This window comes from Marinobacter sp. M-5 (assembly GCF_032911545.1).
Lineage (GTDB): Bacteria > Pseudomonadota > Gammaproteobacteria > Pseudomonadales > Oleiphilaceae > Marinobacter > Marinobacter goseongensis.
Window position 1 is genome coordinate 302,346 of the sequence record NZ_JAWJEK010000002.1, and the last position, 19,443, is coordinate 321,788.

A 19,443-nucleotide genomic window follows, 5' to 3' on the forward strand; every position below is an offset into this window, starting at 1 on the left:
ATATGGCGGGCGCTAGGGCCGCTTGGTCACGGCCATGGTCAGCCGTGAAATGCAGGTGGTCTTGCCCAGCTCGTTCTCCAGGCGAATTTCCCACACCTGAGTGGCACTGCCGATGTGCAGGGCTTTGGCGGTGCCATAGACCCAGCCCTTGCTGACCGGGCGAATGTGGTTGGCGTTGATGTCCAACCCTACCGCCACGGTGTTCGGGTCTTTCAGGCAACAGTTGGCGGCCATGCTGCCGAGGGTTTCCGCCAGCAGTACCGAGGCACCGCCGTGCAGTATCCCGAACGGCTGAACAGTGCGCTCGTCCACCGGCATACGGCCTTTGACGTAGTCATCACCCACCTCGAGATACTCGATGCCCATGTGGTGAACCGCCGTGTTCTGGCTGGCTTTCATCATCTGTTCAAGGTTCGGCGTTTGGGTCCAGATTGCCATTGCGCGTCAGTCTCCCGAAAGTTTGCTGTGGTTGGATTCTTACAACAGTCTATCCAGATAGGAAGCGAACGACTATTGGAATTTAGTCCCAGCTCAGACCACCCGCACCAACGCGTGTTTCTCCCACCCCAACCGGCCAGTCTCCACCACCTGACGGCGAATACCCGGCACCGGGCGGATCATGAACAGATCACCGTTGCGCCCGACCAGGGAACGGGGCACGCCACAGGCTTTCGCGATGTCGGCGTGGGCATCCATGTGCTCAGCCTCCCCGTGCACCGGAATGGCGACATTAGGTCGCACCCACCGATACATTGCTTCCAGTTCTTCCTGGGCGGGATGGCCAGAGGCATGGATCGGCAGGGCCGCGTCCTCCGCCGTGATGACGGTGACACCCATGGCCTTGAGCCGGTCAATCAGGGCGTTGATGGCGTCCTCGTTACCCGGTATGGCGCGGGCGCTGAAAATCACCGTATCGCCGCTTTCCAGCTCGAAGTCCCGCAGGCTGCCATTGGCCAGGCGCCTGAGCGCGGTGCGGGGTTCGCCCTGGCTGCCGGTGGCCACTGCCAATACCTCATGGCGAGGCAGGTAACCGAGGTGGGCGGCGTTGATCAGCTGATCGGCGGTATCCCATACCCCGGCGGCTTTGGCGGCACCGCTCATGTTGATCAGTGAACGGCCCAGCAACCCCATGTAGCGCCCGGTTTCCCGGGCAATCATCGCCAGAGTATGCAGGCGCGCAATATTGCTGCCAAAGCAGGTCACCACCACGCGACCCTCCGCACCCTGAATCGCCTTGAGCAAACCGTCATGGAGCGCCGCCTCGGACACCGAGTGGCCCGCCACGGTGGCGTTGGTGGAATCACACACCATCGCAGCCACGCCCTCGTCTGCCAGGTCGGTAAAGGTTTTGGGAGAGTAGCCGTGGCCCACCAGGGGCCGGTCATCCAGCTTCCAGTCGCCGCTGTGAAAAATATTGCCCAGGGGGGTGCGGATCATCAGCGCATTGGGGTCGGGGATTGAGTGGGTCAGCGCCAGCCACTGCACATTGAAGGGGCCGATCTGACGCTGCTCACCGGTTTCCACCACAATGATGGGCACCCGGTGCAGCATATCGAATTCCGCCAGCTTGCGGCGCAGAATCTCGGCGGTGAAACGGCTGGTATAGATCGGGCACTGCAACAACGGCCACAGGTAGGGCACCGCGCCCACGTGATCCTCGTGAGCGTGGGTGATGATCAATCCGGCCAGCTGGTCGCGACGGTCCGCGATGAATTCCGGGTCGGCCATCTGCACTGGCGGCTCGCCGGTGTGGTGGACGGTGCCGTCGGCCGAGATCCGGCCGGGGCGCGGGAAGGTTACTCCGCAGTCCACCATCAGCCAGCGGCCGTCGTGACCGTACAGATTGAGATTCATGCCGATTTCCCCGGTGCCGCCAAGAGGCAGAAACCAGAGGTCATTATGGTCAGGTGTCACGGTTGCGCCTGTTCGATGCCCCCCCAGATCTCTGTAGCGATCGATGCGGTGGTCTTTATCCGTTTTGAGCCCCGAGTATAGCCCTTTCAGGATCTGACCGGGACCGGTTTCCGTATTCGACGGTTGAAATCGGGAACGCTGGCCACAAAGTTCTAAAGCAAGGCAGTAAACCAGTACTCGAAGTCCCATTCATCCATCAACACAAGGATCGACTCCATGAACGTTCTGATGGTTCTGACTTCCCACGACCAGATGGGCGATTCCGGCCACAAAACCGGATTCTGGCTCGAAGAATTTACCTCACCCTATTACGTATTCAAGGACGCCGGAGCAAACATCACACTGGCTTCGCCGAAAGGTGGGCAGCCCCCGGTCGACCCCAACAGCGAAGCCGATGAGGCCCTCACCGAAACCACCCATCGCTTCCGCGAAGACCCGCATGCCAAGGAGTCACTGGCCAGCACCAAAAAACTGGCGGATGTGGACATGAACCAGTTCGATGCCGTTTTCTATCCCGGTGGCCACGGCCCACTGTGGGACCTGGTTAATGACGAAAAAAGCATCGCACTGATCAAAACCGCACACGAGCAGGACAAAGTGATCGGCGCGGTGTGCCACGCCCCGGCCGTATTCAAGAACGTGGAAGTGAAGCCCGGGCAGAACATCGTTGGCGGTCGCGAAGTTACCGGCTTCAGCAACAGCGAGGAAGAGGCGGTGGGCCTGACCGGCATAGTGCCCTTCCTGCTGGAAGACATGCTCAAGGAGAACACCGCCACCTATTCCAAAGGTGACGACTGGGCACCGCACATCGTGGTGGATGGCAAACTGATCACCGGTCAGAACCCGGCATCCTCCGAAGGCGTGGCCAAGGCGGTCGTGCAGGCATTGCAGGAGGGCTGAACACCGCCCTTTAAACGCTACTCCTGACCGCTATTCCCCGGCGTGGCTGATCAGCACGCCGGGGGCTCCGACCTCCAGCGTTTCCCGCAGTTCCGCCGGGATCGGCGCTTTCGCCATCTTCGACGGCTGAATCAGCACGTAGGTAATGTCCGCTTCAGCGACCGGCTGTGCGTCACCGTACCGCACAAACTCCAGATGCAGGGTGAACGACGTGTTGCCAAGCCGCCCGGCGCGGATCCGTGCCTCCAGCACATCATCAAAGCGTGCCGGCGCGCGATAATTCACCGTCAGGCTCACCACCTGAATGTCGAGATCCCGAGCCAGCAGATTCTGATAATCCCCGAACAGGGTGCGGATGTACTCGTTTACGGCGATATCCACGTAATCCGCGTAGCGGGCGTTGAACACCACGGTCTGGGCGTCGCATTCGCTGTAGCGGACGCGAAATCGGAAGCGGAACGGCAGGTCGGCTGTGTCGGTCATCGTCTCTCGTTCTTGTGGCTGTTGGTGTCGCTAAAGCCTAACCGATCGTGGCACCGTTTTCCCCTGTGGCCTCGTCGCGGCTGGTCAATACCGGCTGGTGTGCTATGTTTTTCATACCCTCGCAAACAGGCAGGCGGTGCACATGAGCAACCCCAAGCACACCTTGTTCTGGATGACACTCTTCCTTGCTGTGGTGGTTGTGGTGTGCGCTCTCATCCATGCGCCGCTGACCACAGCGTTTATGGCCAACTGGGTCTTCAACCTGCTGATCGTGGGTGTGCTGATCATTGGCATCGCTCTGACCTACCGCCAGGTCATCATTCTGTTTCCCGAGCTGCGCTGGATTGCCCAGTTCCGCACCGGCAATGCCGGGCTGTCGGTGCTGCAGGAGCCGCGCCTGCTGAAACCGCTGGCGCGCCAGCTGGGCGACGAATTCAAGCGCGATCGTTTTACGCTCTCCACATTGTCCCTGCGTACGGTGCTGGACGGCATCCACTCGCGGATGGACGAGCAGCGGGAAATCACCCGTTACTTCATCAGCCTGCTGATATTCCTCGGATTGCTGGGCACCTTCTGGGGCTTACTCGGCACCATCAATGCCGTGGGCGATGTCATCACCAACCTCAATATGGACCAGGGCGACTTCGGCGTGGTGTTCGCCGATCTGCAGGCGGGCCTGCAAACGCCGCTTCAGGGCATGGGCACCGCCTTCAGCTCGTCCCTGCTCGGGCTCGGAGGTTCGCTGATCCTCGGCTTCATGGATATTCAGGCGGGCCATGCCCAGAACCGTTTCTACGACGGCCTCGAAGAATGGCTGACCAGCGTCACCAATCTGGTGGATTACGTTGACGATCCACGGCAGCAAACCGAGTAGCCTGCCGTGATTGGCTCCCGCCGTCGCAGCCGCAGCACGGTCAATGTCTGGCCGGGGTATGTGGATGCCCTGTCCGCCCTGCTGATGCTGATCATCTTCATGCTGCTGATCTACGTGGTCAGCCAACTGTACCTGTCCCAGACCCTGTCCGACCGCAACCTTGAGCTGGCAAAGCTCAACGACCGCCTGAACGACATTTCCCGCCTGCTGGGCCTGGAAGAAGAGAGAAGCACCGTGCTCGCCAGCCAGCTGGACGCCAGCCTGGAGCGCAACCAGCAGTTGCAGGGCCGTTTTGACAGTGTGCGTAACCAGTTAATGCAGACCACCGCGGAAAAGAAGGGACAGGAAGAGCAACTGGCCGCGCTCAACGAGACCATAGCAGCCCGGGATCAGGCGCTGGACGAGAAGGACGAGCTTTCCGCCAGCCAGCAGGCGATGATCCTGCGTTTATCCAACCAGATTGCCGCACTGGAGAACCAGCTCCGGCAGATCGCTGCCGCTCTTGAACTCCAGGAGCAACAGACCGCTGCCAAAGAGGCGGAACTGAAGGACATTAGCAGACGCCTGAATACCCTGCTGGCAGAGCGGGTGAATGAATTGCAACAGTACCAATCGGAATTCTTCGCGCGGTTGCGGCGCATCCTGGCGGAGAACGAGAACATTCGCGTGGTCGGAGATCGCTTCCTGCTGCCCTCGGAGCTGTTGTTTGCCTCCGGTTCGGCCGACCTGGGCGCGGAGGGGCAGCGTGAGCTGGATAAACTCGCGGGCGTCTTGCTGGACGTGGTGGAGCGCATTCCGGACGACATTGACTGGATTCTGCGAATTGATGGCCATACCGATCGGGTTCCCATCAACACCCCGCGCTTCCCATCCAACTGGGAGCTTTCCACAGCCCGGGCGGTGGCCGTTGTGCGCTACCTCGCCGAACAAGGCGTACCGGAGCGGCGGATGGTGGCCGCCGGTTTCGGGGAGTTTTTCCCCGTGGCCGACGGCACTTCAGCCGACGCTTTACAACAAAACCGGCGGATTGAACTCAAACTGACAGATCGTTAAATCCTCAGAAATGAATCACCGTACGAATGCTCTTGCCTTCATACATTAATTCGAAGGCCTCATTGATGTCTTCCAGCGGCATGTTGTGGGTAATAAACACGTCCAGCGGAATTTCCCCGGTCCTGGCCTTTTCCACATAACCGGGCAACTCGGAACGACCTTTTACTCCGCCGAACGCTGAGCCTTTCCAAACCCGGCCGGTGACCAGCTGGAATGGGCGGGTGCTGATTTCCTCACCAGCGCCGGCGACACCGATGATGATGGATTCGCCCCAACCCTTGTGGCAACACTCGAGTGCCGAGCGCATCACTTTGACGTTGCCGATGCACTCGAACGAGTAATCGACGCCGCCATCCGTCATGTCCACAATGACTTCCTGAATCGGCTTGTCGTAATCGCTGGGATTGACCACATCGGTGGCGCCGAGCTGACGGGCGATGTCAAATTTACCCGGGTTAATGTCAACGGCAATAATACGACTGGCTTTGGCCATGGTGGCGCCGATAATCGCGGCCAGGCCGATACCGCCAAGGCCGAAGATGGCAACGGTGGCGCCCTCTTCCACTTTGGCCGTGTTGAGCACCGCACCGATGCCGGTGGTGACACCACAGCCCAGCAGGCACACCTTGTCCAATGGTGCCTCCTTGGGAATCTTCGCCAGCGACACTTCTGGCAACACGGTGTACTCGGAAAAAGTGGAGCAACCCATATAGTGATAGACAGGCTCGCCGTTGTAGGAAAACCGAGAGGTGCCGTCCGGCATCACGCCCTTGCCCTGGGTTTCGCGCACGGAGCCACACAGGTTGGTCTTGCCGGACGTACAGAATTTACATGAGCCGCACTCCGCGGTGTAAAGCGGAATCACGTGGTCGCCCACCTCAACCGAGGTGACGCCTTCGCCGATGGCCTCGACGATACCGCCGCCCTCATGGCCCAGAATGGCAGGAAAGTTGCCCTCGGAATCGGCACCGGACAGGGTGTAGGCATCGGTGTGGCAGACGCCAGTGGCAACAACACGCACCAGCACCTCTCCTTTCTGGGGTGGAGCCACATCCACTTCCACAATTTCCAGCGGTTTGTTGGGGGCAAATGCCACCGCGGCACGGGATTTAATCACTGGCAGACTCCTTGACTTCGGGTAACGGGGTTCGGGGTCGGAATTCACCGACCCATAATCGCTTATACAATGGTAAACGTACAGTATAGAAACGAACCGGACACGGCAGGTCTACGCTTGAATACGCTTTATTGGTTTACCCGGGATCTACGATTACACGACAACGCCGCCTTACTGGCCGCTTCCCGCTCGGACATGCTGCTCTGTGTCTATGTTGTTGACCCGCGCTGGTTCAAGCCCGGCCCGCTGCAGAGCAAGGCTATGGGCAAGCACCGCTGGCGGTTTTTATGGCAAAGCCTGATGTCTCTCGAGCGCAGCCTGCGTCCCCTCGGGCAACGCCTGCATATCGCCTTCGGAGAGCCGGAACAGGTGATTCCGCAACTGGTCCGCGAATACCGCATCAATCGGGTGATCCGCTCCCGGCAACCCGGCACAGAGGAAGCCGCTCAATGGCAAGGTATCAGGGATCAGCTTAACGGCGTGGTATTCCAACAGTTCGAGACCCTGAGCCTGTTCACCGAGGGCTCGCTGCCCATAGCGCTGGAAGATCTGCCCGATACATTTTCACAGTTTCGCAAGCGGGTGGAGAAAACCGGCGAGCGCTGCTCAGAGCGCCTGAGAATACGCACCATGAGCGCACTGCCCCCGCCTCCAGGCTTCCCCGAGGATAACCGCGGCGACTGCCCGCTCATCGCAGAGCCGCTTCACCGATTGAAATTCACGGGGGGAGAACCTGCCGGACTGGAGCGTCTACAGACATTTCTTTATGGCAACCAGAGCATCGACCGCTACAAGGAAACCCGCAATGCCCTGGACAGCTGGGACGCGTCGTCCAAATTCTCGCCGTGGCTCGCCAACGGCTGCCTGTCTGTGCGTGAAGTGGCAGAAACGATCACCGAGTATGAAGAACGGGAAACGAAAAACGAATCCACCTACTGGCTCTGGTTCGAACTGCTATGGCGGGAGTACTACTACTGGTACGCGCTGAAACACGGCGCCAGACTGTTTCGCCGGGATGGCGTGCAACGCAAACACCGGCACGCCACCTTCTACGGTCACCGCTTCAAAGCCTGGTGTGAAGGCAATACCGAATACCCCATTGTGAATGCCGCAATGAACCAGCTGCAGGAAACCGGCTATATGAGTAACCGGGGGCGACAATTGGTCGCCAGCTGTTTTATCAACGAACTGGGCCTGGACTGGCGCTACGGCGCTGCCTGGTTTGAAGAGCAGCTGATCGACTATGATGTAGCGAGCAATTACGGCAACTGGCAATACCTCGCCGGCGTCGGCGCTGACCCCAGAGGCCTGCGGCAGTTCAATCTCGACAAGCAGACACATCAGTATGACCCGACAGGCACCTTTGTGGACCGTTGGGGCGGACATGCGGAACAGCCTGTCGGCTTACATACCGTGGATGCAGCAGACTGGCCCCTATTATGAGTCATCCCGAAGCAACTCCCACAATACAGGCGACCCTGGCTCGCCTGATTGACACCTGCCAGCCGTCAACACTGGTCGCCTGTGGCCAGATTGCAGAGGAGCTTGGGCACCGCTGGTGCCGGCATCATGACGGAGCCTCGCTGACCACGCTGAACGCCAGTGAGCCAAACAGCGCTTTTCCACTGCCGTCGACCCAGGATCTTGCCCTGATTACCGATACTCTGGAGCACCTGACCCACGACGACGGCGAAACACTGCTGGGCCAGCTCCGTAACTACGGCACGCATCAGATCGCCGTGTTGGTGACGAACGATGTCCGCTGGTCGTTTACCGACTTCATAGGGTTCGGATTCCGTCGGCACGCCGAAGTCACTGCCTCTGACAATGCGCAGACGCTGTACACCTATAACATCAGCACCTACAACCACAAGCGGGCATGGAATAACCCTGACCATTGGGCCAACCCCGAAATGTGGGGAAAAGCCTGGTGGTAGAAAATCAGCCTAAATATCTGTCCAAAACCAGACGACAGCATTGGCCTGTTGCCACCGGAAATGTTGGTATATAAGGGACAGTACGACTTGAAAACCCACCTGACTTACCTCATATTAATTGTCGAGCTTCCCGGCTCAATGAGCGACATTGCTCACACCCTTTGCCACTGCCCGTAGTGTAAAACCCGACGGACAGTGGCTCTTTAAAGAGTGTTACATGGCTAAATTCTTTTCCTTTTTTTCAAAAGACGGCCAGGGACTGAGCGACAAAAAAGTTTCGGAAGAGCAAAAACCAGAACCGATAGCTGACGCAGTCTCCGGCAAGGAAGAACCTGTCACGCACCACGGAGCGTCGTCTCGGATGGTCGAGACGTCCATCGGCTGGTTTGCCCGCACCCGTGAAAAAGACGATCTCGGACCTTACCCTACCGAACAGGACGCTATGGACGCCCTTGCCGCGTACCTGAACTTCACGCGGCCCAGCGAAGGCAGACCGTATTCTCCGCATGTGGTGCACGGCATGGTAATTCACGACCCGGACACCTGCCCCAAGGACCTTTGCGCCTTCTGTATCGAAGCGGAATCGTCGCAGCAGGATACCTGGAACGACCTGGTCGAAAGCTGATCCAGCGAAAATGGTAAGGCAACAAAAAACCCGCCAAATGGCGGGTTTTTTGTTGATCAGACGACCTGTATCAGCCCGGGACGGGGAACAGCCCCAGCAGGTCACCCAGTACCGGAATGCCGCCCAGCAGGTCCGGCAATTCAGCCAGCTGATTCGGATCGAACAGATCAGTGAGCTGATCCGGGTTCAGCTGCTCCGGGTTCAGCAGATCAGTCAGCGGGCCCAGAGGACTGTCGCCGCCCAGATCACCGCCTTGGAACAGCGTGATCAGCTCGCCGATCAATGGCAGATCCTCGGGATTCGCTCCGCCTTCGCTGAGCGCCAGCAGCTGCTCGACCAGATCACCGAGTACCGGGATCGAGGTGAGTTCGCCGCCGTCAAAATCGCCCAGGTTCGACGGGTCCAGCAGCTGGATCAGGTCGCCGATCAGCGGCAGCTGATCTGCGCCACCATCAGGAAATTCTCCCGGGAAGTCACTTGGCAGCGCCGCCAGAATGTCGCCAATCAGTGGCAGGGTTGCCGGATCAAACTCGAAATCGTCCGGAAGCATCAGCAGTTCTGCCAGCTGCCCCAGGCTGCCCGGATCCAGCGGGTTACCTTCCATGTTCAACAGGTCACCGATCAGCGGCAGGTCCTCTGGGGAAAGCGGCAGATCGCTACCCGGAACACCTGGATTACCTGGCTCGGGAAGGCCCTCCAGCAGCAGATCAAACAGAGCGCCACCAAGATTCAGCACGCCCTTCTCGCCAATGAACTGCTCAGTGCCGCTAAGCACGTCCAGCGATGCCAGAGCACCCAGGTCGAGGCCCAGTAACGAACCCTCCAGCAACCCCAGGTCGACCAGGGGTCTGCCATCTGTCTGGTTCAACAGATCACCGATAAGCGGGACCTCGTTCAAAGCGTTCAACACGGTCAGCAGAGCATCTTCAGCCTCGGCCGGGAGCGGAAGGCTACTGTCATCCACCAGACGCAACTCGACACCGAGGCCATCACCCACCGGGAACAACTGACCACCCAGCACATCGGACAGTTCCGGCGGCAGGTTGTTGAAATCACCGGAGGCGAAGCTTTCTGCCAGGGCCTGAATCAGCGCCGGAACCTGTTCGGGATTGCCACCCGTAAACGCGTCAGCAAGGCTCTGCAGCTGAGTCAGGTCCAGACCGAGATCAAGACCAACAACACAATCTGCCGAAGGGCTGACGGTCGTGACAGACTTCGGGTCACAGACTGCAATCAGTGCAGACGTAAAATCGGTAAATTCGGTTCCGTTCACCGTGGTGGTCGGGAACCCATCAAAGTTACCAAGCCCACCGGCACCGCTGAGCAGGTCAGTCAACCCACTGAGCAGAGGAATCTGAAGCAGCAGCAAGTTATCGAGACTGTTGAGGCCGTCTTCCTCACTGCCGAAAGCCAGCGGCGCAAGCAGAAGACCACCCAGTCCATTCAGGCCCTCGTCCAGCGGTCCGAGCTGCGAAATCACGCTCTGGTTAAGAAGCACAATCAAACCACCCGTGCGGAACGTGAACGTTTCCTGCTGCAGAAGCGCATTTCCGGCGAGGTCGGCAATCGTGGTATCGACCTGAATTTCGTAGAACGTCTGGCTCTTCAGGTTGGCGTTAGGATTGAAACGGACAGAGTTGCCAACCGGGCTGAGCACGCCCGCAACTGGCACACCATTTCCGCCGACCTCAGTCACCGTAAAGTTGCTGGCTGTGACCGAAGCAGGGTCAATCTCTTCATCGAATTCAACCAGAATGTCAGAATCCACTGGCGCAAGCGTCACACCATCTTGCGGCGACGACGCCACAACACTGGGGCCCTGACCATCGAATTGGTCACCCGTCGTAAAGCTGGATGACTCGTTCGCCAACAGGTTCTTGGTCAGATCTGCTTCTCCGTCACACAGAGCGCGAAGCCCAGTTGTGGCGGTTACTTGGTAGTCGGTGTTGATCTGGAGATTCTGGTCGGGGTTGATCACAACCGCCGTTCCAAGAACGTTGTAGGTTGCAGGTACCGGATTGGCGCCACCACCGATGGTGAAAGGCAGCGTGTTCGGATTGACCGATGCCTCATCGATCACCGCATTAAAAGTTACCCTGAGGCTTTTGTTGAGCTCAACGCCCTGCTCTCCGTCTGCCGGTACGAATTCGGCAACTTCGAAAACCGTACTTTCCGATGTGCAGAAAGTTTCCTGTTCGCCGCCAACGTTTCCGCCGTCCCCACCGTTATCGGAAGGTACGTCGAGCCGTGGGTCGCCAGGACCACCACTACCGCCGCCGCAACCGGCCAGCGCCATGGCTGACACGAGTGCCAGCGGAACCCAGTATTTTGATGATGTCATCATGATTGCGTCCTCTGCGACTTACTTTTTGATAATTTCTGAATATTGGCCGGATACAATCGCCTCGACACGACGATTCTGCATCCGCCCTTCAGCGGTACCGTTAGACGCAATCGGTTGAGATTCGCCCATACCGGTGGTGTTGATGCGATCCGAGCTAATGGAAAATTCGTTGATCAGAACCTTCATGACCGCGTTGGCACGGCTCTTCGAAAGCTCCTGGTTGTAGCCGGCAGAGCCGGTGCTGTCGGTATGGCCCTCCAGAAGAATGGCGCTGTTCGGATACTGCTTCATCACGTCAGCCAGCTTTTTGATGTCCGGGTAGAACTGCTTGCGCACCTCGGTTTTGTCCAGCTCGAACTCGACGTACAGGGTCTCGCGAATATCCTTAGTCAGTTCCTTGGCACAACCATCGGAATCAACCAGAGCGCCTTGTGGGGTATCCGGGCACTTGTCGAGTTGGTCAATCACGCCGTCGCCGTCGGAATCCTTGGGGGGCTCGATCTTGGGCTCTTTCTTGGTTGCCAGCACCACTTCACGCTTGGGTGCAGCCGGGTATTCCCGACCAAACAGAAAAGCCACACCGGCGAAGTACTGGCCGTCTACGTAGCCGTCTTCAAGCTCGGTGCGGGCGCGAATGCCGCCTTCCACCAAGAACCGTTGCGACAACATGCGCTGCAAACCACCTTCCAGGTACAGTGCATCTTCGGTCTTGGAAGCACCGGTGCTATCCACGTCGAAATCGGTGTAGCTGTAGCCCAGGCCACCAAATGGACGCCAGCCACCCAGGCGGAACTTGCCGGGGTGAACCCGACCGCCCAGAGAAAAACGCATCATATCCACATCAAGGCCCGTGGTCCGGGTTTCAGGCTCTGCGTAGCTGCCTTGCAGCAGCATGCTGACATTGGGGTTAAACTGGTGAGTGAAGTTCAGGCCGAGCTCGCCGTAGTTATCGAGGTTGTCGCTGACCGTGCCTTTATTCCGGGAGTTACCGGAATCCACGTAACTGCCTTCAATGCCCACCGAGCTGTAGCTCAGCGGAAAATTTTCATTTGCAAGAACTGCCGCCGGCACCATAAGAGCCACCGCGACAACTCCCTTCCAGTGTGAAACACCCATGTTAACTCTCCTTTAGGTTTTTTGATCTTGCGTCAGTATATGATAGGTCATATTATTTTCAAAGGGCGATAGATGTGTATTTGACATTCTTTTATAAATGATGCAAATCGGGCTCAGCGAAGGCTGTTCGCCCACCACGGTCGACAACCACAGAGGCCATCTCAGGGAGCGGTAGGGATAGGGCCGGAGGTAAGGGGTATGACCACGCTTATGGTACGGGGCAGTGCAGGGCTTTCAGCGAAAGACACCGATCACCCGGAATACGACCGACTCACCGGGCTGCTGAACCGGGAAGGCTTTGCAGCACTTCTGCAAAGCCGAATGCAAACTTCGGAAAAACAGTCGGTTATCCATCTCGATTTCGAGCATTTCGGGCTCATAAATCAGAAGTTCGGCCGCGAAACCGGCGATTACATCCTGCGCAACACCGCACTCAGGCTGCGCCGTTTGCTGGGCAACCAGAACAGCTACTGCCGCCCGGCCGGAGACGAATTTCTTATTCTGATCAACGCCAGTAAAAAAGAGGATCTGCTGGCCAGCGCCTATGACATCCAGGTGGTCCTGGAACGACCATTCCAGATAGGCTCCCAGCAAATCAGCCTGAGCGCCAACATCGGCATTGCCCGATGCCCACTGGATTCCGACAACCTTGAGTTGTTGCCCGATCTTGCCGAGTGCGCCCTACGGCTCGCCAAATCACGGCAAGAACCGGTCGCGTTTTTCAGCCGTGAGTTTCACACCGAGATGACACGCACGCTGGATGTAGAGCAGGCGCTGAAATCCGCCATTCAGAAAAACGAACTGGAAGTCTTCCTGCAACCCAAGTACTGCTTCAAAAGTGGTGACATTGTAGGGTTTGAGGCGCTGCTGAGGTGGCAGGACACCCTGCTGGGCAGCGTTACCCCCCAGGAGTTCGTCGCCGTAGCCGAGCATTCAATGCTCGGCCAGCAACTGGATTTTTATGTACTGAGAACCGTGAGCGAACTGATTGCCGAGCGCAAAGACCTGGGGCTCTTTACCCCACCCATCGCCATCAACATCACTACCGGGCATTTTTCTGATCCGGAGCTGACCGGCAACATCTTTGCGATTCTGGAGGCGGCTGGCGTGGTGCCGACGGATATTGTGCTGGAGATCACCGAGGGCGTGCTGATGGAATCCGACGGGCAGGTGGCACCTAATCTCAGGACTCTCAGGGAAAGCGGCTTTGCCATCGCCATCGACGACTTCGGCACCGGCTACTCAGCACTCAGCTATCTGAAATTCATACCAGCTACCGAACTGAAAATCGACAAAAGTTTTATGGAAGATATTGAATCAGAACAAGGCAAAGCTCTGATCAGCATCATCATCAATCTGGCCAAGACCTACAACCTGGCCGTTACGGCCGAGGGCATCGAAACCGAAGCTCACCATACATTGCTTCAGGGGCTTGGCTGTGATTACGGGCAGGGCTATCTCCTGTCTAGGCCACTTCCGGCCCAGTGCGCCCTGCACCTGCTGCCGCCCTCCCCGGCCCCGCGCCAGCTGGGCTGAAGGCCCGACGCTTCAGGAGAGATCCGGGCGCGCTGCGGCTTTGGTCCCCGGCATGTAGGCTCTGAGCAGGCTCACACTGCCCAGCAATCGTCCGTAAACGGCAAAAAGGCCAAGGAAGCCCGCGAACATGAGCCACTCCGGCACCTGATACAGCTCGCCCATCAATCCCACCGCCGCCAGCAACGTGGCTGCAAACACGATACATACCAGCGCCTGAGTCTGGCTGAAGCCAGCACGGAGGAACATGTGGTGCAAATGTTCACGGTCGGGCACCATCATGGACTGGCCATTCCGGACCCGCCGCACCATAATCGCCACCATATCCATCAGCGGCAGCGCGATGATCCACAACGCCGTAACCGGGCGCATAGCCGGCGCCTCCGCCTGGGTGCCGTTAATCAGTAGCCAGACAATCGCAAATCCGATGAAAATAGAGCCCGCATCTCCCATGAAAATCTTCTGGCGAAACCAGAAAATCTGCAGATTCGCCGCGAGATAGGGCACCAGGGCAACGGCAATCCCGAGCGATAATGCCAGTTCCAGCTCGAAGCCAGGCTGCAGACTGAACAGGTACGCCAGCGACAACAGAGCCACCAGGCTCATGGCGCCGGCGAGACCGTCAATGCCATCCATCATGTTGAACGCATTGGTTGCGCCAATCACCGCGGCGATCGTGATCAGCGAACCGACCAACAGGCCAAACTGTATCTGTCCGAAACCCAACAAATCTCCAAAGGTATCCAGATGCAGGCCGGAGCCTGAAATCAGCAGAATACCCAGCAGCACCTGGGCTGACAGACGGAACTTCGCGGGCAGATCACGCGCATCGTCCACCGCGCCGATCACAACCAACATACACGAACAGAAGAAAAACACCGCGTAGCCCAGATCCATCGGCATCACCAGCACCCACGCGACAAACAGTCCGGAGAAAGCACTGAGCCCTCCCACCAATGGCACAGCACCGACGTGCACCTTGCGATGGTCGGGGTTATCCAGTAGACGAATCCGAACGGCAAACGGCTTGAGTACTGCAAGCGCCAGCCAGGCAAAAATGCCGGCTGCGATAATCAGGGTCAGGGGAAGGATGTTCACGGAGCCTCCATGCTATCAAATGCACCTATTTATGCTGAACTTTTATTTGGGAAACAGATACTTCCACCATAGAATTTCGCGTTTGAGTCGCAATTAAATGCTTGTCAAGGAAATTGACACATCGTTAATTTATCTTATAACCCACTATATGCCAATCTGTGTTGCGGTTTTTTTACACACTTCCATGCTTTGCAAGTCGTGGCTCCGGTCCTCTTCAAGGCATCGGGGCGCGGGGCATGGGAAATACGTCTTTTTGGCAATGTCGATCGTATCGACTCAATAGTTTAAATGCAGGCGGGAGATCTAAAAATTGCTTTTTTCAGATGATGAGGAGTCCAGGATCATTGAAATGGCCTGGGAGGACAGAACGCCCTTTGAAGCAATAGAGCAGCAGTTTGGCCTGGGGGAGCCTGAGGTGATAAAGCTGATGCGTAAGCGCTTGAAGCCACGAAGTTTCAGGCTTTGGCGGGCAAGGGTGAGCGGTCGTGCAACAAAACACGCCAGCATTCGAAGCCCGGACGTCAGCCGGGGCTATTGCCCAACCCAGTATAAACCGCGCTGAGGGACTGGCTGGCCGGACTAGCTTTTGATCCGACCCTTGATGTTACCCGGCCTCACCGCGGATCTGGGCGCACCGATCATGCCTTCGTCTCGCGAGTACAACGCCTGGGAATTGTGGCTGGAAACAGCCAGCGAATCGACACACAGCGTCATGATTGTGCGCTCGGCCACGGTATTCATGCCCGGCGCTCGCTCTGACACCAGGGACTTATCGAGAGATCTCAGTGTTCGCGCACTCAACAGGCGAAGCTCCATTCCCTCGGAAGCCATGGCCTTGATTTCATCAATGTAGCGTTCATCATAGTCAGCTTGCATGATTTCATCCGCCTTTCGTCAGTATTTACAATTCCATTGTATCAGACTGCCCGTGCCAACTCTTTGACCATTGTCACATAGTCACTATAATACTGAACGGGCAACAGCCATTCCACTCTGCTGCTGTTGGCTGCCACAGTATCATCTTCCTGTAACGCGGAAATCAGAACATATCCGTAGGTCTGGTAGAACGTGCAGACTTCCGCCGCATTCTCCCGATCGGGAACCGCTTCCCAATCCGCGTACACCACGTATTCTTCACCATCCAGATCAAAGGAAATCATCTGCGGCGAACCCTGACCAAAGGATTCACCGAGAAATACGACATCTTCCGGCGCGGAGCTGGCCTGGGGCAGCCCATAAAGAAACCAGACAACGTTGCTGATTCTCTGATGTTCATCTCGCTGAATTGCGAGCGTACCGTCTAATACTATGGCCATTTCACACAATCCTTTACAGCCGTTAACTCAGTATTCGCGACGCTGTATTTCCGTCAGGTATTCGTCCATTTCGGCCTGGCTGGCGAAAATCGTCAGATCCGGCATCACTTTTACAATTTCAAACACTTTTCGCACGCCCTTGGACATCTGAGACATGCTCACCTGACCACCACGCGCTTTCATCTGCTTCAGTGTCTTGAAGATCACACGAAGGCCGGCAGAACTGATAAAAGTGACTCCACCCATGTTGATGGCCACCACTTTGGTTTCCGGCGTCATCAGCTTCGACAACTTGTCGTCCAACTGCGGTGCGGTTTCGCTGTCCAGCGCGCCCTGTAGGGCCAGGCTGACGGTTTCAGCGGTACTCTGGAGATGATCAATGGTTAATGACATGAATGTCTTCCCTGCATTGTTCTAGAAATTCTTTTTGATGGTCCACTCATTCATTCCGTCGTGGTAGCGGTAGTGCTGTTCGTCGCTTAATGAGGATATCAGCACCAAGCCCAGCCCCCCGATACTGCGTTGTTCAATGGGTCGGTCAGTCACCGCTTTTGCAGCTTCGAACGGGTCGAACTTTGCTCCGGCGTATCTGAATTTCATTGTTACACCGGATGACGTTTTGTCCAGTTTTAACGTCCAATCCATATCCCCCGCGTGGGGATAAACATGATGGGTCATGTTGGCCATAAATTCGTCAACAATGATCAGGCATTCGTGAGTCACCTCATCCGGCAGTCCATGCAACGCCGTTGTGGTGACGCCGAGAACGTCACTGACCGAATCATTTGCGTGAACGGTAAAAATCATAACGCCCCGGAATGATGCTGTATGGTCATTATTGTAATGTCATCTGATTGTGGAGCATAGCCGGAAAACTGCTCTATTTCACGCCTGAGGGTGGTCAGGAAACTGTTGCCTTTCTCATTGGCCCGATAACCAACACTGACCAGCCTCTCGTCACCGAATTCCTGCTGTGCCGCATTGAACGATTCGGTCACACCATCACTGTACAGCGTCAGGCTGGCGCCGGACGCTATTTTCACGTAATCCGATTCGAACTGGCTTTCCTCATAGAGCCCCAGGGGCGGCCCGGATATCCCGGTAATCAGTTGCGGGGTCATGAACGGCTCTACCAGCATCGGCGCGGTGTGGCCGGCGTTCACAAATTCCATCTCGCCGCTGGCCAGGTCCAGCAAGGCGAAAACAGCGGTCACGAACATGCAGGAGTCGTTGTTATCACACAGCTCAGTATTCAGTTTGGTGATGATGCGTTCAAGGTTCGAATCTTCCGCCTTGGTGAGGTAGTTAATAAGTGAGATGGTTTTTGCCATGAAGAGCGCGGCAGGGACGCCCTTGTCTGACACGTCACCCACCACCAGCAACAACTTGCCGTTGTCACAGCGGATGATGTCGTAGAAATCGCCCCCGACTGCCCTTGCAGGCTTGAGCAAGGCCTCTATGGTCCAGTCCTTGTAGGTTTCTCGGAACTCCCCCTGCAGCGGCACCATCGACATCTGTATATCCCTGGCAACAGACAGCTCACCCTCCAGCTTTTCCCGCGCGCCTTTTTCACGTTCCACCGATTGTGACAGCGAGCTCAGCAAGCGCATACTCATCATGCTGGTGGACAACATTGACCCGATCATCACCAGGTAATCGATGGTTGCCTTGGCAACATAGAAATAGCGCGGCTGAATCGTCAACACCCCCAACAGAGTCTGCTGATCCACCAACAACGGCACAGCAAGCACCGGGCGTTTTTCCTGACCGCGGGCGCACACCTGATGGAGGCTGTCCGATGGCATCACATAGCCGCTGGTGGCGTTATCACCCAGGGTGTCTTTCAGTTCATCGACGGTGAACGTCAGGCCGGGTGAGGTGAGATCCGCGCCCGCCAGGGTAGACGCAATGGGGCGAAAACAGTCTTCCTGCAACGGCCGTTCCCACAGGGTAATGCCGCCCAGCTCATACTGGGTTTTCACCAACTGCAAAATGCTCTCCAAGTCTTCTCTGAGATTGTCTGAAGTAACCCCCGCCAGACGCACGCCGATACTGCGAATAAAGCGCTCATAGGACAAGGTAGCCTCCAGCGACACCTGCCAGGTGTGGCGCTCAATGGCGAGGCTGGCAAGGGACACAACGGAAGAGAATTCAGCAATTTCCTGCTCGGTCGGGTGTTTTACTCTGTCAAAAAACAGGGTCATCACACCGAGGAGGTTGTTGTCTCTGCCGTTGATCACCTCAGACCAGGACGAGGCCATCCCCAGCTCGTGCACCATCGAGCCATACCCCTGCCAGCGGTGATCGGTCTTGAGGTTTTCACAGATGACCCGGCCACTGATGTACGCCGCAGAACCGATGGAAGTCGCACCGTAGCGAGACATGATCGTAGGGAACAACTGGTGAAACGCTTTTACGAACGGTGAAGAACCGGACGGCCGCAACGTAGCGCTTTGCTCGTCGTACAGCGTGATGACGCAATTTGAGTGACCGATAACCACCTCGGCAAGCTTCGACAGCGTATCCAACACGGTGTCGAGGGGGCGGCCTGACATGATGCCCACCAGCGAGCGGTTCCGCAGGTGCTCGGCTATCTGGTTGGTTTTAATGCCATGGATGTTGTTTGCGGCAAACAGTCGCGCCAGGCGACCTTCAAAAGCGGTGTTACTGACGGTAGCCTCCACCCAGAGGTGGTCATCCTCACCGGTCCGGAAGCACCATTCCTTGCGTTCGGTGCCGATCACCCGCGCTTGCTGCAGCCAGTCCTCAAAGTCGATCAGCCTGTGAGGCGCCGGGAGCCAGGAATCCGGGCGGGAGATAAACTGATCCATCAGTTCGGCAGTCGTCTCTTTGCCAAAGGCCTCAAGGGCCTGTTGGTTGGCGAACAGAAGAATGGGCGCGTGGCGCTCGAACACCAGGATGATCTGCGACGCCTGGTTCAGCAGCGCCCGCGTGTCCGCCGTGGCGGACTGCAACTGCCGCGACGCCAGATTCCGCTCTTCTTGGTGTAGCAGCTTAATCCGCCGCATTTTGCGGCGGATCAGCGTCAGCGCTACGGTAAGCCCAACGGCGGCAAGAACGCTGACAATCGCCAGCCATTCAACCACTCCGAGCAATGCCATCATGTCCATAT

20 protein-coding genes are annotated in these 19,443 nt (G+C 57.3%); 8 read left to right on the forward strand and 12 right to left on the reverse strand.

The genetic code is table 11. From position 1 onward, the window contains the following. Positions 1–12: 12 nt before the first annotated feature. Together R0125_RS10750 and R0125_RS10755 are read right to left on the reverse strand one after the other, a co-directional pair. Positions 13–438, reverse strand: coding sequence for a hotdog fold thioesterase (locus R0125_RS10750; RefSeq protein WP_248183229.1), 426 nt, complete (start codon positions 436–438; stop codon positions 13–15). 93 nt (positions 439–531) lie between these two features. Then, positions 532–1,914 (reverse strand): ribonuclease J, encoded by a 1,383-nt coding sequence (locus R0125_RS10755; protein WP_317238166.1) that lies wholly within the window; start codon positions 1,912–1,914, stop codon positions 532–534. Positions 1,915–2,130: 216 nt separating this feature from the next. Between R0125_RS10755 and R0125_RS10760 the strand changes: the two genes are divergently transcribed. Continuing rightward, on the forward strand, positions 2,131–2,814 hold the full coding sequence (locus R0125_RS10760; RefSeq protein ID WP_317238167.1) for a type 1 glutamine amidotransferase domain-containing protein: 684 nt from the start codon (positions 2,131–2,133) through the stop codon (positions 2,812–2,814). A gap of 30 nt (positions 2,815–2,844) precedes the next feature. On the opposite strand, the gene R0125_RS10765 is transcribed toward R0125_RS10760, so the two are convergent. Beyond that, positions 2,845–3,297, reverse strand: coding sequence for a thioesterase family protein (locus R0125_RS10765; protein ID WP_317238168.1), 453 nt, complete (start codon positions 3,295–3,297; stop codon positions 2,845–2,847). Between the two features lie 142 nt (positions 3,298–3,439). Here R0125_RS10765 and R0125_RS10770 point away from each other — a divergent pair, with 142 nt between their 5' ends. Together R0125_RS10770 and R0125_RS10775 are read left to right on the forward strand one after the other, a co-directional pair. After that, positions 3,440–4,171, forward strand: a complete 732-nt coding sequence (locus R0125_RS10770; protein WP_248183222.1) for a flagellar motor protein MotA — start codon at positions 3,440–3,442, stop codon at positions 4,169–4,171. Between the two features lie 6 nt (positions 4,172–4,177). Next, a complete protein-coding gene (locus R0125_RS10775; protein WP_317238169.1) occupies positions 4,178–5,224 on the forward strand; it encodes a peptidoglycan -binding protein in 1,047 nt (348 codons plus the stop codon). 4 nt (positions 5,225–5,228) lie between these two features. Here R0125_RS10775 and R0125_RS10780 read toward each other — a convergent pair whose 3' ends face one another. Beyond that, a complete protein-coding gene (locus R0125_RS10780; RefSeq protein WP_317238170.1) occupies positions 5,229–6,341 on the reverse strand; it encodes an S-(hydroxymethyl)glutathione dehydrogenase/class III alcohol dehydrogenase in 1,113 nt (370 codons plus the stop codon). Between the two features lie 117 nt (positions 6,342–6,458). On the opposite strand from R0125_RS10780, the gene R0125_RS10785 reads away from it, so the two are divergent. From R0125_RS10785 to R0125_RS10795, 3 genes are all read left to right on the forward strand, one after another. Continuing rightward, a complete protein-coding gene (locus tag R0125_RS10785) occupies positions 6,459–7,784 on the forward strand; it encodes a DASH family cryptochrome (RefSeq protein ID WP_317238171.1) in 1,326 nt (441 codons plus the stop codon). After that, positions 7,781–8,278, forward strand: coding sequence for a DUF6231 family protein (locus R0125_RS10790; protein WP_317238172.1), 498 nt, complete (start codon positions 7,781–7,783; stop codon positions 8,276–8,278). Before R0125_RS10785 ends, R0125_RS10790 begins: the two co-directional genes overlap by 4 nt. 217 nt (positions 8,279–8,495) lie before the next feature. After that, positions 8,496–8,903: a DUF6316 family protein gene (locus tag R0125_RS10795; RefSeq protein ID WP_317238173.1), complete on the forward strand. Its 408-nt coding sequence runs from the start codon at positions 8,496–8,498 to the stop codon at positions 8,901–8,903. A gap of 70 nt (positions 8,904–8,973) precedes the next feature. Here R0125_RS10795 and R0125_RS10800 read toward each other — a convergent pair whose 3' ends face one another. Beyond that, complete coding sequence (locus R0125_RS10800; protein ID WP_317238174.1) at positions 8,974–11,247, reverse strand: Ig-like domain-containing protein; 2,274 nt, start codon at positions 11,245–11,247, stop codon at positions 8,974–8,976. 18 nt (positions 11,248–11,265) lie between these two features. Beyond that, entirely contained in the window at positions 11,266–12,363 is a 1,098-nt protein-coding gene (locus R0125_RS10805; RefSeq protein WP_317238175.1) for an OmpA family protein, read from the reverse strand. 198 nt (positions 12,364–12,561) lie between these two features. Here R0125_RS10805 and R0125_RS10810 point away from each other — a divergent pair, with 198 nt between their 5' ends. Further along, complete coding sequence (locus R0125_RS10810) at positions 12,562–13,899, forward strand: bifunctional diguanylate cyclase/phosphodiesterase (RefSeq protein ID WP_317238176.1); 1,338 nt, start codon at positions 12,562–12,564, stop codon at positions 13,897–13,899. Positions 13,900–13,911: 12 nt separating this feature from the next. Here R0125_RS10810 and wecA read toward each other — a convergent pair whose 3' ends face one another. Then, positions 13,912–14,994, reverse strand: a complete 1,083-nt coding sequence (gene wecA, locus R0125_RS10815; protein ID WP_317238177.1) for a UDP-N-acetylglucosamine--undecaprenyl-phosphate N-acetylglucosaminephosphotransferase — start codon at positions 14,992–14,994, stop codon at positions 13,912–13,914. A 310-nt stretch (positions 14,995–15,304) separates the two neighbouring features. On the opposite strand from wecA, the gene R0125_RS10820 reads away from it, so the two are divergent. Further along, entirely contained in the window at positions 15,305–15,556 is a 252-nt protein-coding gene (locus R0125_RS10820; RefSeq protein WP_282448394.1) for a TIGR03643 family protein, read from the forward strand. Between the two features lie 17 nt (positions 15,557–15,573). Here R0125_RS10820 and R0125_RS10825 read toward each other — a convergent pair whose 3' ends face one another. From R0125_RS10825 to R0125_RS10845, 5 genes are read right to left on the reverse strand one after another with little or no spacing between them, the layout of a single operon-like run. Continuing rightward, a complete protein-coding gene (locus R0125_RS10825) occupies positions 15,574–15,870 on the reverse strand; it encodes a hypothetical protein (protein ID WP_317238178.1) in 297 nt (98 codons plus the stop codon). Positions 15,871–15,911: 41 nt separating this feature from the next. Continuing rightward, entirely contained in the window at positions 15,912–16,310 is a 399-nt protein-coding gene (locus tag R0125_RS10830) for a hypothetical protein (RefSeq protein ID WP_317238179.1), read from the reverse strand. A 27-nt stretch (positions 16,311–16,337) separates the two neighbouring features. Further along, on the reverse strand, positions 16,338–16,703 hold the full coding sequence (locus R0125_RS10835; protein ID WP_248183200.1) for an STAS domain-containing protein: 366 nt from the start codon (positions 16,701–16,703) through the stop codon (positions 16,338–16,340). A gap of 21 nt (positions 16,704–16,724) precedes the next feature. Next, entirely contained in the window at positions 16,725–17,117 is a 393-nt protein-coding gene (locus R0125_RS10840; RefSeq protein ID WP_317238180.1) for an ATP-binding protein, read from the reverse strand. Then, entirely contained in the window at positions 17,114–19,441 is a 2,328-nt protein-coding gene (locus R0125_RS10845; protein ID WP_317238181.1) for a GAF domain-containing SpoIIE family protein phosphatase, read from the reverse strand. The genes R0125_RS10840 and R0125_RS10845 overlap by 4 nt, the downstream gene beginning before the upstream one ends. Between the last annotated feature and the right edge of the window lie 2 nt (positions 19,442–19,443).

Coding starts and splice junctions, on each gene's coding strand:
- R0125_RS10750 (WP_248183229.1), bottom strand. CDS start 438: ATGGCAATCTGGACCCAAACGCCGAACCTTGAACAGATGATGAAAGCC.
- R0125_RS10760 (WP_317238167.1), top strand. CDS start 2,131: ATGAACGTTCTGATGGTTCTGACTTCCCACGACCAGATGGGCGATTCC.
- R0125_RS10765 (WP_317238168.1), bottom strand. CDS start 3,297: ATGACCGACACAGCCGACCTGCCGTTCCGCTTCCGATTTCGCGTCCGC.
- R0125_RS10770 (WP_248183222.1), top strand. CDS start 3,440: ATGAGCAACCCCAAGCACACCTTGTTCTGGATGACACTCTTCCTTGCT.
- R0125_RS10790 (WP_317238172.1), top strand. CDS start 7,781: ATGAGTCATCCCGAAGCAACTCCCACAATACAGGCGACCCTGGCTCGC.
- R0125_RS10795 (WP_317238173.1), top strand. CDS start 8,496: ATGGCTAAATTCTTTTCCTTTTTTTCAAAAGACGGCCAGGGACTGAGC.
- R0125_RS10800 (WP_317238174.1), bottom strand. CDS start 11,247: ATGATGACATCATCAAAATACTGGGTTCCGCTGGCACTCGTGTCAGCC.
- R0125_RS10805 (WP_317238175.1), bottom strand. CDS start 12,363: ATGGGTGTTTCACACTGGAAGGGAGTTGTCGCGGTGGCTCTTATGGTG.
- R0125_RS10810 (WP_317238176.1), top strand. CDS start 12,562: ATGACCACGCTTATGGTACGGGGCAGTGCAGGGCTTTCAGCGAAAGAC.
- R0125_RS10825 (WP_317238178.1), bottom strand. CDS start 15,870: ATGCAAGCTGACTATGATGAACGCTACATTGATGAAATCAAGGCCATG.
- R0125_RS10830 (WP_317238179.1), bottom strand. CDS start 16,310: ATGGCCATAGTATTAGACGGTACGCTCGCAATTCAGCGAGATGAACAT.
- R0125_RS10835 (WP_248183200.1), bottom strand. CDS start 16,703: ATGTCATTAACCATTGATCATCTCCAGAGTACCGCTGAAACCGTCAGC.
- R0125_RS10840 (WP_317238180.1), bottom strand. CDS start 17,117: ATGATTTTTACCGTTCACGCAAATGATTCGGTCAGTGACGTTCTCGGC.
- R0125_RS10845 (WP_317238181.1), bottom strand. CDS start 19,441: ATGGACATGATGGCATTGCTCGGAGTGGTTGAATGGCTGGCGATTGTC.